The organism is Kitasatospora sp. NPDC088264, from assembly GCF_040685715.1.
Taxonomy (GTDB): Bacteria; Actinomycetota; Actinomycetes; order Streptomycetales; family Streptomycetaceae; genus Kitasatospora.
Map to the genome: position 1 here is coordinate 175,729 of NZ_JBFBIR010000009.1, position 14,297 is coordinate 190,025.

Consider the following 14,297-nt stretch of genomic DNA (forward strand, 5'->3'; position numbering starts at 1 on the left):
TGGAAGCGGGCATTGTGTCACTGTGCGACACCCGGGCGCGGTGGCGCGTTTCCGGTTGTCCGAAAGTCTGCCCACCGGGTGGACCCCGGCATACCCTGGAGCGCAACAGAGTGTCAGCAGGGGTGGGGGCACCGGCTGAGCCGGTGCTCCGCGGGGTCGCTCCATGCCCGGCAGCTGTCGGTACCGGCACGGTGCCTCACCGTAAGGCGGCCTGACGGGGCGGGCCCGACGGAGGACAGGGCTTATGGATCGTACGACCGGCGGTGCGCCCACACGCCCGCCGCAGGGGGTGGCAGGTGCGGTCCTGCTGCTCGGCGTGCTGCTGGCCGGCGCCGCGCCGCTCATCCCGCTGGCCGTCCTGGTCTACCGGTACGAGCCCGAACTGCTGCCGCTGTTCGCGGTGCCGCTGGCGGTGCTGGTCGCCGCCTGGCGGATCGCCCGCGACCGCGCCCGTGACCAGCTGACCGACCCGCTGACGGATCTGCCCAACCGTCAGGCCCTGTTGATGGCCGCCCAGGAGGCGATCGCGGAGCGCGCGGAAGGTTACAGCGTCGGTCTCATCCTGCTCGATCTCGATCGCTTCCGATCGCTCAACGACACCCTCGGTCACACCGCCGGCGACCGGCTGCTGGTGCACATCGCCCGCCGGCTGCACCGCGCGCTGCGCTCCGGAGGCCCGGCCGGCAGCGCCACCCGGGAGTCCATCGACGACGTCTTCGCCGGCCTGCCCCGGAACTACCGGCGCGGCCGTCCGATGGTGGCCCGGATGGGCGGCGACGAGTTCGCCGTGCTGCTGCCCGGCATCAACTGCCCGGACAGCCTGGAGCGGGTCGCCAAGGCGCTGATCGCCGAACTCGCCGCGCCGATCCGGCTGGACGGGCTGCTGCTCGTGCTGGAGGCCAGCGCCGGCGTCTGCGTCTACCCGCAGCACGCCCAGGACGCCGAGGCGCTGCTGCGCCGCGCCGACGTGGCGATGGGCCACGCCCAGCGCGGTTGCAGCGGCGTCGCGCAGTACGACGAGACCCAGGACGCCGACACGCCGTACCGGATAGGGCTGCTCGGCGACCTGCGGCGGGCGCTGGAGACCGGCGAGGTGCAGCTGCACTACCAGCCCAAGGTGGCCTTCGACGGCCGGGTGGTCGGCCTGGAGGCGCTGCTGCGCTGGGAGCGCCCCGGCCAGGGCCGGGTCTCGCCGGACGAGTTCGTCGGGCTCGCCGAGTCCAGCGGCCTGATGCCCCGGCTCACCGACTACGTGCTGGAGGCCGCCGTCGGGCAGCTCGCCTACTGGCGGGAACAGGGCCTCCAGGTGCAGGTCGCGGTCAACGTCTCCCCGCGCGACGTGCTCAACCCCGGCTTCGCCCAGCGCGTCGCCGGCCACCTCGTCCGCCACCAGGTGCCGGCCCACGCGCTCCAGCTGGAGATCACCGAACGGCTGCTGCTGGACGACTCCCGCCGGGCCGCCGACACCCTCGCCGAACTGCGCGGCTACGGCGTCGGGATGTCCCTGGACGACTTCGGCACCGGCCACTCCTCGCTGGTGCGGCTGCGCAGCCTGCCGGTCGGCGAGCTGAAGATCGACCGTTCCTTCGTCTCCCGGATGGTCGCCGACGACCACGACGCGGCGGTGGTGCGCTGCTCGGTGGAGCTCGCCCACTCGCTGGGCCTGACCGTGGTCGCCGAGGGCGTCGAGGACGACGAGACCTGGGAGCGGCTGCACTGCATGGGGGTGGACGCCGTCCAGGGCTGGCTGGTGTCGGCGGCGCTGCCGGCCGAGCAGGCCACCGCCTGGCTGCGGGTGCACCGCACCGGCGCCCCGCCGGTGGAGCGGCTGGTCCCCCCGCCGGGCCGGCTGCCGTCGGCCCTCCACGCGGTGCAGGGGGGCCAGGGCCTGCCGGTCCAGCCGGTGCTGCCGCAGGCCGTCCAGCCGGTGGTCCAGCAGGCCATCGCGCCGGTGCTGCCCCCGACCCTCCCGTCGGTGCTGCCCCCCGTGCTGCCCCCGACCCTCCCGCAGGCCGTGCAGGCCGTGCAGGCCGTTCAGACGGTCCAGGCCGTGCCCGCGCCCCAGCCCGTGTCGGCCGCGCAGATCGAGATCAAGGCGCCGGGCGCGCAGAGTTGGGCCCGCACCAGGCCGCAGTGACGGGCGCGCTCGCTCACTCGTTGGCCGGTGGCCGGGCCGGGCCCCATAGGATGGGGTCCAAAGACCACGAGGACGGAGCACCGGACCGGTTGCTCCTGCCCGGGCCCGGCACCGCCTGCGCGCGGCGCCGGGCCTCACCAGAACTCACCCTGAGGATCGCTGCATGCCTGGCATCACGCGCGAGGAGGTCGCCCACCTCGCCCGGCTGTCGCGTCTTGAGCTGAAGCCCGAAGAGCTGGACCACTTCGCCGAGCAGCTCGACGTGATCATCGGCGCGGTCGCCCGCGTTTCCGAGGTCGCCGGACAGGACGTCCCGCCGACCTCCCACCCGCTCCCGCTGACCAACGTGATGCGCGCGGACGAGGTGCGGCCGTCGCTCACCCCGGAGCAGGCGCTGTCCGGCGCCCCCGCCGCCGAGGAGCAGCGTTTCCGTGTGCCGCAGATCCTCGGGGAGGACTGACCGAGATGACCGAGTTGATCAAGTACACCGCCGCTGAGACGGCCTCCGCCATCGCCAAGGGCGAGGTGTCCGCCGTCGAGGTGGCGCAGGCGCACCTGGACCGCATCGGCGCCGTCGACAAGAAGGTCAACGCCTTCCTGCACGTCGACACCGAGGGCGCGCTGAACGCCGCCAGGGCCGTCGACGAGAAGCGTGCCAAGGGCGAGGAGCTGGGCCCGCTGGCCGGCGTCCCGCTCGCGCTGAAGGACGTCTTCACCACCAAGGGCGTGCCGACCACCTGCGGCTCCAAGATCCTCGAAGGCTGGATCCCGCCGTACGACGCCACGCTGACCACCCGTCTCAAGGACGCCGGCGTGGTCATCCTCGGCAAGACCAACATGGACGAGTTCGCGATGGGCTCCTCCACCGAGAACTCCGCCTACGGCACGACCGGCAACCCGTGGGACCTCTCCCGCATCCCCGGCGGCTCCGGCGGCGGTTCGGCCGCCGCGCTGGCCGCCTTCGAGGCCCCGCTGGCGATCGGCACCGACACCGGCGGCTCGATCCGCCAGCCCGGCGCCGTCACCGGCACCGTCGGCGTCAAGCCGACCTACGGCTCGGTCTCCCGCTACGGCCTGGTCGCCTTCTCGTCCTCGCTGGACCAGGGCGGCCCGTGCGCCCGCACCGTGCTGGACGCGGCGCTGCTGCACGAGGCCATCGCCGGGCACGACCCGCTGGACTCCACCTCGATCGACGCGCCCGTTCCGGCCGTGGTCGAGGCCGCCAAGCTGCGCGACGTGCGCGGCATGCGGATCGGCGTGGTCAAGGAGTTCGCCGGCGAGGGCTACCAGGCCGGCGTGATGGAGCGCTTCAACGAGTCGGTGGAGCTGCTGCGCGAGCTGGGCGCCGAGGTCGTCGAGGTCTCCTGCCCGTCCTTCACCCTGGCGCTGCCCGCGTACTACCTGATCGCGCCCAGCGAGGCCTCGTCCAACCTGGCCCGCTTCGACGCGATGCGCTACGGCCTGCGGGTCGGTGACGACGGCTCCCGCTCGGCCGAGGACGTCACCGCCCTGACCCGCGAGGCCGGCTTCGGCCCCGAGGTCAAGCGCCGCATCATCCTCGGCACCTACGCCCTCTCCTCGGGCTACTACGACGCCTACTACGGCTCGGCCCAGAAGGTCCGCACGCTCATCTCGCGCGACTTCGACGCCGCCTTCGCGGGCGTGGACGTGCTGGTCTCGCCGACCACGCCGACCACCGCCTTCCCGATCGGCGAGCGCGCCGACGACCCGATGGCGATGTACCTGGCCGACCTCTGCACGATTCCGTCGAACCTCGCGGGCAACGCGGCCATGTCGCTGCCCTGCGGTCTGGCCCCGGAGGACAATCTCCCGGTCGGCCTGCAGATCATCGCACCCGCGATGGCGGACGACCGCCTGTACCGGGTGGGCGGCGCCGTCGAGGCCGCACTCAACGACAAGTGGGGGCACACCCTGCTGGAGGAGGCACCGGCACTGTGAGCAGGATCGAGAAGGCCAAGGCCCCGTCGTCCCTCAAGGCACCGTCGTCCCTGAAGGGCTTCAAGCACAGCAAGCCGGGCCTGTGGCTGTCCATCGGCACCAGCGCCTTCGGCGCGGTCTCGGTCGTCAAGGACGTCCGGAAGGCCCGCGAGGAGAGCGACACCCTCAAGCTGGTCAACGCCCTGGTCGGCGCCGCCGCGCTGATCACCGGGACCGCCCTGCTGGTGCGCGAGCTGCGCCAGCTCGGCTCCGACGACGTCCTGCTGGGCTGAGCTGAGCGCCCCGGCCCGGCCCCGCGCGAGCGGCGGCCGGGCCCGTACCTCCCAAGTCTTTTAGTGAAGGGGACGCTGTGAGCGTCATGAACCTGGTCTCCTACGAGGACGCTCTCGCGTCGTACGACCCGGTGATGGGCCTTGAGGTCCACGTCGAGCTGGGCACCAAGACCAAGATGTTCTGCGGTTGCTCGACCGAGCTGGGTGCCGAGCCGAACAGCCAGACCTGTCCGACCTGCCTGGGCCTGCCCGGCTCGCTGCCGGTGGTCAACGAGATCGGCGTGGAGTCGGCCGTCAAGATCGGCCTGGCGCTGAACTGCGAGATCGCCGAGTGGTGCCGGTTCGCGCGGAAGAACTACTTCTACCCGGACATGCCCAAGAACTTCCAGACCTCGCAGTACGACGAGCCGATCGCCTTCAACGGCTACCTCGACGTGCAGCTGGAGGACGGCTCGACCTTCCGCGTGGAGATCGAGCGCGCCCACATGGAGGAGGACACCGGCAAGTCCAGCCACGTCGGTGGCGCCACCGGCCGCATCCACGGGGCCACCCACTCGCTGCTCGACTACAACCGGGCCGGCATCCCGCTGATCGAGATCGTCACCAAGCCGATCGTCGGGGCCGGCGAGCGCGCCCCCGAGGTCGCCAAGGCGTACGTCGCCGAGCTGCGCGAGCTGATCAAGGCGCTGGGCGTCTCCGAGGCGCGGATGGACAAGGGCCAGATGCGCTGCGACGTCAACCTGTCGCTGCGCCCCAACGGCACCGAGACCTTCGGCACCCGTTCGGAGACCAAGAACGTCAACTCGCTGCGCAGCGTGGAGCGGGCCGCCCGGTTCGAGATCCAGCGGCACGCCACGGTGCTGACCGACGGCGGCACGATCATCCAGGAGACCCGGCACTTCCACGAGGAGGACGGCAGCACCACCTCGGGCCGGATCAAGGACAACGCCGAGGACTACCGCTACTTCCCCGAGCCGGACCTGGTGCCGATCGCCCCCGCCCGCGCCTGGGTCGAGGAGCTGCGCGCAGGCCTGCCCGAGCTGCCGCGGGTGCGCCGGGCCCGGCTGCAGGCCGAGTGGGGCCTGTCCGACAAGGACATGCAGTCGGTGCTGAACGCCGGCGCCGTCGAGCCGATCCAGGAGACCATCGCCGCCGGCGCCCCGGCCGACCAGGCCCGCAAGTGGTGGATGGGCGAGCTGGCCCGCCGGGCCAACGAGACCGGCACCGAGCTGAGCGAGCAGCCGATCACTCCGGCGCAGGTCGCCCGGGTCACCGCGCTGGTCGCCGAGGGCAAGCTGAACGACAAGCTGGCCCGCCAGGTCATCGAGGCCGTGCTGGCCGGCGAGGGCGAGCCGGACGAGGTCGTCGAGAAGCGCGGCCTGGCCGTCGTCTCGGACGACTCCGCGCTCGGTGCGGCCGTCGACCAGGCCATCGCCGAGAACGAGGCGATCGCCGCCAAGATCCGCGACGGCAAGGTCGCCGCGGTCGGCGCGCTGGTCGGTGCGGTCATGAAGGCCACCCGGGGCCAGGCCGACGCGGCCCGCGTCAAGGACCTGATCCTGGAGCGGCTCGCCGTCGAGGGGCAGTAAGCACAACCCAGAGAATCTGGGCGCCTTTGCCTGAGGTCCTAAGGCATCTAAGGCGCCTAAGGCCCTCTAAGTAAGGCCTAAGGCCCGGTCTCACCTCTAAAACGAGGTAAGACCGGGCCTTGGTCGTTCCCGGGGCCCCGATCTAAGGCATCCGGGGCCCGGAAGATCGGTAGGGCTTCCGATGCGGCACCCCCCGCTGGGAGAGGAAGCTCTTACTCGACAGCGAAACGCAGTGAAACCCACAGGGGGAACCGAAAGTGATCGAGTACGAGCTCATCCAGCAGCACGCCCACGAGCTGGCCGTCCGCGCCGAGCACGAGCGCCTGGTCCGGGAGGCCAAGGAGGGACGCCGCCTGCGGCAGCGTCCGGTGGCCGCCCGCTTCCAGCGGCGCCCCGCGCGCCAGCGCGAATGCTGACGGACCGGCACCACGACGGTGCCGAGGGAGTTTCGGAGGGGGAGGCGCAGCAGGGGAGCGCCTCCCCCTCCGGGCGTTCGCCAGGGGAGATAACCCCTCGGCCCGCCACCTCCGGCTATGGCATGCTCGCCTCCATGCAGCAGATATCGGTGAGTCCCGTCTTCGTCGGCCGCGGCAGCGAGATCACCGAACTGACCGACGCGCTGCGCCGGGCGGGCTCCGGCAGCCCGCAGGCCGTGCTGATCGGCGGCGAGGCGGGCGTCGGCAAGACCCGGCTGCTGGAGGAGTTCCTGCAGCGGGCCGCCGCCGGGGGAGCGGTCACCACGCTCGGCGGCTGCCTGGAGATCGGCGCCGAGGGCCTGCCGTACGCCCCGCTGGCCGCGGCGCTGCGCCGGCTGCACCGCTCGCTGGGCGCCGAGCTGGAGGCCGCGGCGGCCGGCAGCGAGGGGCACCTGGCCCGGCTGCTGCCCGAGTTCGGCGAGGCCGACGGCGAACCCAACGACGAGTACGGCCGGGCCCGGCTGTTCGAGCACACCGCGAGGCTGTTCGAGCGGCTCGGCGCGGAGCGTACCCTCGTGTTCGCCGTCGAGGACCTGCACTGGTCCGACCGCTCCACCCGCGAACTGCTCGCCTTCCTGGTCCGCACCCTGCACCGGTCCCGGGTGCTGCTGGTCGCCACCTACCGTTCCGACGACCTGCACCGCCGCCACCCGCTGCGCCCCTTCCTGGCCGAGCTCGAACGGCTGCGCACCGTCCAGCGGCTGGAGCTGGAGCGGTTCGGCCGCGGCGAGGTCGCCGCCCAGCTGGCCGGCATCCTCGGCACCGCCGACCCCGACCGGAAGCTGGTGGACCGCATCCACCGCCGCTCCGAGGGGAATCCGTTCTTCGTCGAGGAGCTGGCCACCGCCTTCGAGGACGGCTGCGGTGCCGGGCTCACCGACTCGCTGCGCGACATCCTGCTGGTCCGGGTGGAGAGCCTGGACGAGGAGGCCCAGCGAGTGGTGCGGATCGCCGCCGAGGGGGGCTCGCACGTCGAGCACGCCCTGCTGGCGGCCGTCCTGCACGACGACGAGGAGGCGCTGATCGAGGCGCTGCGGGCGGCCGTCGGCGCCAACATCCTGCGCCCGGACGGCGAGGGCGAGGGCTACCGCTTCCGGCACGCGCTGGTCCGCGAGGCGGTCTCGGACGACCTGCTGCCCGGTGAACGGCACCGGATCAACCGCAAGTTCGCGCTCGCCGTGGAGGCGAAGCCGCAGCTGGTCTCCTGCGACGCCCTGCCCGCCCGGCTGGCCAACTACTGGTACCACGCGCACGACCCGGCCCGCGCCCTGCCGACCGCCCTGGACGCCGCCCGGGCGGCCCGCCGCCGCAACGCCTTCGCCGAGCAACTGGGCATGCTGGAACGGGCCCTGGAGCTGTGGGACATGGTCTCCGAGGAGGTGCTGGCGCACACCCTGCGCCCGTACGACTGGGCCGAGACCTATCCGCCCGGCTCCTGCGACCACAGCACCGCCGACGGGGACTGCGACCGGATCCAGCTGGTCGACGTGCTGGCCGAGGCGGTGGTCGCGGCCCGGCGCTGCGGCGACCGCGAGCGCGGCCTGAGCCTCGCCAGGCGGGGGCTGCGGCTGGTCGACGAGGCCGTGCACCCGGTGCGCGCGGCCTGGTTCCGGATCAACCGGGCCCGGATGCTGGGCAATCTGCGCCGCTCCGGTGACGACGAGGAGATCCTCCACGCGCACCGGCTGGTCGACCACCTGCCGCCGTCCGCCGTCCAGGCCGAGGTGTTCGCGCTCGGCGCCGGGGTGGCGATGCTCAAGAAGCCCGGCCCCGAGCACATCGAGCTGGCCGAGCGGGCGATCCGGATCGCCCAGGAGGTCGGCGCGCACTCCGTCGAGGTGCACGCCCGGATGACGCTCGGCGGCCTGCGGTACGACGTGCACGGCGACGCCGACGGCGGGCTGGCCGAACTGGCCGGGGCGGTCGAGGCGGCCCGCCGGCTGGGCGTGCCCGACCTGCTGCTGCGCGGCGTCAACAACCTGGCCAGCATGCAGCGCGGGGTGGGCCGGGCCGAGGAGGCGGTGGTGCTGGCCCGCGAGGGCCTGGTCTACGCGGACGGCAACGGCCTGCTGCGCAACATCGGCACCATCCTGACCGGCAACCTGGCCGAGGCACTGACCGACCTGGGGCGGATCCGGGAGGCCGCCGAGGTGCTCGACGCCTGCGAGCTGACCAGCCTGACCGGCACCCACGCCGAGTTCCTGGACCGGATGCGCGGCGACCTCGCGCTGCTGCGCGGGGACCTGGCCGGCGCGGCGACCATGCTGGCGCAGGCCCGGTCGGCCAACCGGGTCGGCCAGCTCCAGCACAGCGTGCCGATCAGTCGGCTGGCGGTGCGGATCGCCGCGCTCGCCGGCCGGCCGATGGAGGCCCGGGAGGAACTGCTCGCCGCGCTGGCGGAGGAGGGGCGGCTCGGCCACGAGTCCGACGTGTACCCGCTGCTGGTCGAGGCCGCCACGGTGGAGGCGGACAGCCGGGGCCTGCCGGAGGCCGCGGCGGGCCGGGCCGAGGCGCTGGCCGCGATCGCCGCGCGGGCGGCCCGGCTGCGGCCGCGGGCGCCGGTGCACCACGGCTGGGCCCGGCTGCTGGAGGGCGAACTGGCCCGCGCCGAGGCCGCCGACACCCCGGAGCAGTGGGCCGCCGCGGTCGCCGCGCTGCGCCCGACCGGGCTGCCGTACCCGCTGGCGGTCGCCCTGCTGCGGGCCGGCGAGGCCGAGGTGCTGGCCGGGCGGCGCGAGGCCGGGGCCGAACTGCTGCGCGAGGCTCGGGAACTGGCCACCGTCCGGGGCGACCGTCCGCTGCTGGCGGAGGTCGCGGGCCTGGCCGACCGGGCCGGGCTGACGCTGACCCCGGTGGCGGCCGCGCGCCCGGCCGCCGGGCCGGCCGCGACCCCGCCCGTCGGGGAGTCCTTCGGCCTCACCCCCCGTGAGCGGGACGTGCTCCGGTTGCTGGCGCGCGGCTGGAGCAACCGGCAGATCGCGGAGGAGCTGTACATCTCTCCGAAGACCGCGAGCGTGCACGTTTCCAACATCCTGGGCAAGCTCGCGGTCACCGGCCGGGGTGAGGCGGCGGCGCTGGCGCACCGGTTGCGGCTGTTCCCGGACGATCCGGCTTAGGCCGGACAGGACCTGGGCCGTGTCCGGCCCGGGCCTCCCGATGACCCGTGCGCCCGGCGCCGGGCCCCCGACCGTCTCCGGTCCGGGTGGCCCGGGGCCGGGCGCCGTCGCGTGCTCCCGTGCGCGCCGCGTGAGCCCCCGGCCGCGCGCCGCCGCCAACCGGGCCGATCCGCCGGAATCGGGTGCATTTCCCCACCCCGTCGCCATTACTCTAAGTTGAGTGCATGTGTCATTGAGTGACGGATTTGGTGTAGGGTCCCGATCGGGAACATCGGTGCGGTGTGGTGACCGGAAGGCCGCCCACCCCCTGGGCCTCCGTCCTGACGGGGCGCCAGGCCACCGCGTACGGCCAAGAGGCGCGCGGCCGGTGGCCCGTGGCCGGGGCGCCAGGCCCCGGGCCGGAGGGGGAGAGGCCGAGTGAGCTCCACCGATACGGTGCTGCCCGGGGCCGGACGGCCGGGCGTGCCACCCGCCGACGCGTCCACGCCCGGCGCAGCCGCAGCCGGCGCGTCCGCCCCCGCCCGGCGCGGCCCGCTGTGCCGGCTCCGGGAGAGCCGGACGCTGCCCGGCCTCGTCCTCGGCGCGCTCTGCCTGGCCTACGCCCTGGGTGCCGCCACCGGCTGGGGCTCTTTCCAACTCTCCATCTTCATGGGCGACTTCGGCCTGGCCGCGGCGGCGCTCGCGGCCGCGCTGTCCTGCCTGGTGTACGGCTGCACGGCCGGCGGGCGCGCCCGCCCGGCCTGGCTGCTGTTCGGCCTCTCCTCGCTCATGGTGGCCTGCGGCAACGGCACCTGGGGCTGGTACGAACTGGTCGCCCGCAGCCCGCTGCCGCAGGACTCGCTCGCCGAGTACGCCTTCCTGCTGTTCTCCCCGCTCGCCATCACCGGTGTGCTGGTGCTCGCCCAGCGCCCGCGCTCGGCCGCCGGCTGGCTCTGCCTGCTGCTCGACGGCTGGCTGATCGCCGGCTCGCTGTTCACCCTCAGCTGGAGCCTGGCGCTCGGCCGGATCGCCGCCGGCGAGGCCGGCTCGCCGCTGCGGCTGGCCCTCAACCTGGCCTACCCGGTCCTGGACATCCTGCTGGTCAGCCTGGTCGTCGGGCTGCGCTTCGGCGGCCGGGACGGCAACCGGGCGGCCGTGCACACCGCGATGGTGGCGCTGGCCGTCACCGTCCTGTGCGACGCCCTGTTCACCTCCCCGGAGCTGCGCAGCAGCTACCGCTCGGGCGAACTGCTGGACGCCGGCTGGTTCTCCGGCAGCCTGCTGCTGGCCTGGGCGCCGTGGTCGCCGCGCTGGCGCCGCCCGCTGCGCGAGCACCCCTCGGCCGGAGGCCTGCCGCGCCGCCGGGTGGCCACCACCTTCAGCGCGCTCACCCCGTACGCGGCCGCCGCGGTGTGCACCGCCGGGATCCTCTACAACGCCCTCGGCGGGCGGGAGTTGGACCGGGTGGTGGCCGCGGCGGCCTGCACCGTCGGCCTGGCGCTCATCCTGCGCCAGGGCGTGATGCTGCTCGACAACCTCTCGCTCGCCCAGGAACTCGCCCACAAGGAGGCGCACTTCCGCTCCCTGGTGCAGGGCTCCAGCGACGTCATCATGATCGCCGGTGCCAACGGCGTGCTCTCCTACGTCTCCCCGGCCGCGCTCGGCGTCTACGGGCGGGACCCGGAGGAACTGGTCGGCGGCAACCTGCTGGACCTGGTCCACCCGGAGGACGTGGACCGGGTGCTCGCCGAGGTCCGCCGCTACCTGGCGAGGGTCCGGCTCACCGCCCACCGCTCCCCGGGCACCGCCGAGCCGTCCGCCCGGGTGGAGTGCCGGATCAGCTCCGGCGGCGGCGAGTGGCTGCACGTCGAGTCGACGGTCAGCCGGCACCGCGACGGCCTCATCCTCAACAGCCGGGACGTGACCGAACGCGTGATACTCCAGGCCCAGTTGCAGCACAACGCCTTCCACGACCCGCTCACCGACCTGCCCAACCGGGCGCTGTTCGCCCAGCGGCTGCGGGCCGCCCTCGGCGCCCGCGGCCAGCAGGGCGAGGGCGGCGCCGGGGTCGCGGTGCTCTTCCTCGACCTGGACGGCTTCAAGGCGGTCAACGACACGGCCGGCCACCAGGTGGGCGACGAACTGCTGGTGCAGGCGGCCCGCCGGCTCCAGGGGGCCGTCCGCTGCGGGGACACCGTCGCCCGGTTCGGCGGCGACGAGTTCGCCGCGCTGGTCTGCGGCCCGCTCGGCCGGCTCCAGGTCCAGGAGCTCGCCGAGCGGCTGCGGGTCGCGCTCTCCGAGCCGTACTGGATCGGCGGCGCCGAACTCGGTGTCGCCGCCAGCATCGGCATCGCCTTCGGCACCCCCGAACGCGGCCCGGCCGCCGACCCGAGGGCGGCCACCGACGAGCTGATGCGCAACGCCGACCTCGCGATGTACCGGGCCAAGTCCGAGGGCAAGGGCCGGGTGGTGCTCTACAACCCCGCGATGCGGGCCGATCTGGAGCGCCGCACCGAACTGGAGGAGCGGCTGCGGGCCGCCGTCCGCGAGGGCGGCTTCACCCTGCTCCACCAGCCCGTGGTGGACCTCGCCAGCGGCGCGGTGACCGGCGTCGAGGCGCAGGCCCGCTGGCGCTCGGCGGGCGGCCTGCTGCTCACCCCGGCCGAGTTCCTGCGCTCGGCCGACCACGGCGACGCGGCCACCCGGTTCTCCCGCTGGCTGGTCCAGGAGGCGGTGACGGCCGCGGCCAACCGGCGCGGCCAGTCCGGCCGCGGCCGCAGCGGCCCCGCGCCCGTCCCGGTCGCGGTCCGGCTCTCCACCGAGCGGCTGTGCTCGCCCGGTCTGTACGAGACGGTGGCCGCGGCGCTGCGCGACAGCCGACTGCCGGCCGGCGAGCTGGTGATCGAGGTGGCCCGGATGGGCCCGGACTCGCTCGCCGACGAACTCGGCCGCCGGCTGGCCGCGTTGCGCCGGCTCGGGGTGACCACCGTGCTGGCCGGCTACGGCGCCGGCAGCGGCTCGCTCGGCGAGCTGGCCCGGCTGCCCCTGGACGGCCTCAAGCTGGACCGCACACTGGTGCAGGACCTCGGGGAGTCCGCGCTCAGCCGCACGCTCGCCGGGCACGCCCTGCGGCTCGGCCACGACCTCGGTCTGGTCACCGGCGCCGAGGGGGTGGACCTGCCCCGCCAGGTCGCCGCGCTCCAGGAGCTGGGCTGCCGGCAGGGCCAGGGTTCGGCCTTCGCGCCGCCGCTGGACGAGACCCGGCTGCGCCGGGCGCTGGTGCGCCGGGGCTACCCGCTGCCCAGGCCGCTCGGCTCGGTCTCGGCCCGGCGCGCGTACCTGGCCGCGGAGGCCCGGACGGGTGGCCGCGGGGAGGGCGGCGGGGGGCGTGTCGTGCATCACCACGGTGCCCCCGACCTGCCCGAACGCCGCGCGGTGACCGGTCCAGGGCCGGGTCCGCATGGCGAGACGGTCATCCCACCTGCTTGACACACGCCCCCGGACAGGAGGAGGGTCGTTGCCATGCGCACCCGAATTCTCGTACTTGGCGGGCGCGTCGGCTGAGCGGGCTCACACGCCCCGCTTGTGACAGACCGACGCGCCACCCCTCGCATGCCCTTGGCACGAGGGGTTTTTTGTTGCACTGACGCTGTTCCACCACCGCAAGACCCCTGGCTCCGACCGCCCGATCCGCCCCGATTCCCGGGGAGGAAGCGGGACGATTGGGGCAGAGCCGGCGATCGGCCCGCAACCGGGACCCCACCCTCGCACTACCGGGGCCCGTAATTACCGGGTCGGCACATTCCGAGAAGAGACAGGCAGATGACTGAGCACGCCGCATCCCCCCGCCGCGGGGACACCACGGCCGCCCACGCTCCCGCTCCCCAGCACGTCGTCGAAACCATGACCGGCGCCCAGTCGCTCATCCGCTCGCTGGAGGCCGTGGGCGCGGACACCGTCTTCGGCATCCCGGGCGGGGCCATCCTTCCCGCGTACGACCCGCTGATGGACTCGGCCAAGGTGCGCCACATCCTGGTCCGGCACGAGCAGGGCGCCGGCCACGCCGCCACCGGCTACGCCCAGGCCACCGGCCGGGTCGGGGTCTGCATGGCCACCTCCGGCCCGGGCGCGACCAACCTGGTGACCCCGATCGCCGACGCCTACATGGACTCCGTGCCGATGGTCGCGATCACCGGCCAGGTCTCCTCCAAGGCGATCGGCACCGACGCCTTCCAGGAGGCGGACATCTGCGGCATCACGATGCCGATCACCAAGCACAACTACCTGGTCACCGACCCCTCCGAGATCCCCCGGGTGATCGCCGAGGCGTTCCACATCGCCGCCACCGGCCGCCCCGGCCCCGTCCTCGTCGACATCGCCAAGGACGCGCTCCAGGCCACCACCACGTTCCGCTGGCCGGTCGAGCTCTCGCTGCCCGGCTACCGGCCGGTCACCAAGCCGCACGCCAAGCAGATCCGCGAGGCCGCGAAGATGCTGGTGGGCGCCAAGCGCCCGGTGCTGTACGTCGGCGGCGGCGTGATCAAGGCGCAGGCCACCGCCGAGCTGCGGATCCTCGCCGAGCTGACCGGCGCCCCCGTGGTCACCACCCTGATGGCGCTCGGTGCCTTCCCCGACAGCCACCCGCAGCACCTGGGCATGCCCGGCATGCACGGTTCCGTCCCGGCCGTCACCGCACTCCAGAAGACCGACCTGCTCTTCACCCTCGGCGCCCGCTTCGACGACCGCGTCACCGGCAAGCTGGACAGCTT

The 14,297-nt window shown here is 73.9% G+C and carries 9 protein-coding genes; all 9 read left to right on the plus strand.

Annotated elements, in window-relative coordinates; translation table 11 throughout:
* The first annotated feature begins 244 nt into the window (after positions 1–244).
* Positions 245–2,137 (plus strand): bifunctional diguanylate cyclase/phosphodiesterase, encoded by a 1,893-nt coding sequence (locus AB0O82_RS10450; protein WP_363582134.1) that lies wholly within the window; start codon positions 245–247, stop codon positions 2,135–2,137.
* A gap of 163 nt (positions 2,138–2,300) precedes the next feature.
* Entirely contained in the window at positions 2,301–2,597 is a 297-nt protein-coding gene (gene gatC, locus AB0O82_RS10455; protein ID WP_030057414.1) for an Asp-tRNA(Asn)/Glu-tRNA(Gln) amidotransferase subunit GatC, read from the plus strand.
* 5 nt (positions 2,598–2,602) lie between these two features.
* Positions 2,603–4,096 (plus strand): Asp-tRNA(Asn)/Glu-tRNA(Gln) amidotransferase subunit GatA, encoded by a 1,494-nt coding sequence (gatA, locus tag AB0O82_RS10460; protein ID WP_363582136.1) that lies wholly within the window; start codon positions 2,603–2,605, stop codon positions 4,094–4,096.
* Positions 4,093–4,368, plus strand: coding sequence for a hypothetical protein (locus tag AB0O82_RS10465; protein WP_363582138.1), 276 nt, complete (start codon positions 4,093–4,095; stop codon positions 4,366–4,368). The genes gatA and AB0O82_RS10465 overlap by 4 nt, the downstream gene beginning before the upstream one ends.
* A gap of 77 nt (positions 4,369–4,445) precedes the next feature.
* The gene (gene gatB / locus AB0O82_RS10470; RefSeq protein ID WP_363582140.1) at positions 4,446–5,957 is read left to right on the plus strand and encodes an Asp-tRNA(Asn)/Glu-tRNA(Gln) amidotransferase subunit GatB; all 1,512 of its coding nucleotides are present in this window, start codon (positions 4,446–4,448) and stop codon (positions 5,955–5,957) included.
* A gap of 257 nt (positions 5,958–6,214) precedes the next feature.
* Positions 6,215–6,373 carry a hypothetical protein gene (locus tag AB0O82_RS10475; protein ID WP_159398431.1) on the plus strand — a complete coding sequence of 53 codons (159 nt, stop codon included), beginning with the start codon at positions 6,215–6,217 and terminating at the stop codon, positions 6,371–6,373.
* Positions 6,374–6,507: 134 nt separating this feature from the next.
* Positions 6,508–9,549 carry an AAA family ATPase gene (locus AB0O82_RS10480; RefSeq protein ID WP_363582142.1) on the plus strand — a complete coding sequence of 1,014 codons (3,042 nt, stop codon included), beginning with the start codon at positions 6,508–6,510 and terminating at the stop codon, positions 9,547–9,549.
* Between the two features lie 534 nt (positions 9,550–10,083).
* On the plus strand, positions 10,084–13,017 hold the full coding sequence (locus AB0O82_RS10485) for an EAL domain-containing protein (protein WP_363582164.1): 2,934 nt from the start codon (positions 10,084–10,086) through the stop codon (positions 13,015–13,017).
* Between the two features lie 333 nt (positions 13,018–13,350).
* The coding region (locus AB0O82_RS10490) for a thiamine pyrophosphate-binding protein (RefSeq protein ID WP_363582144.1) at positions 13,351–14,297 on the plus strand (947 nt) is incomplete at its 3' end.

Coding starts and splice junctions, on each gene's coding strand:
- gatA (WP_363582136.1), top strand. CDS start 2,603: ATGACCGAGTTGATCAAGTACACCGCCGCTGAGACGGCCTCCGCCATC.
- AB0O82_RS10450 (WP_363582134.1), top strand. CDS start 245: ATGGATCGTACGACCGGCGGTGCGCCCACACGCCCGCCGCAGGGGGTG.
- gatC (WP_030057414.1), top strand. CDS start 2,301: ATGCCTGGCATCACGCGCGAGGAGGTCGCCCACCTCGCCCGGCTGTCG.
- AB0O82_RS10480 (WP_363582142.1), top strand. CDS start 6,508: ATGCAGCAGATATCGGTGAGTCCCGTCTTCGTCGGCCGCGGCAGCGAG.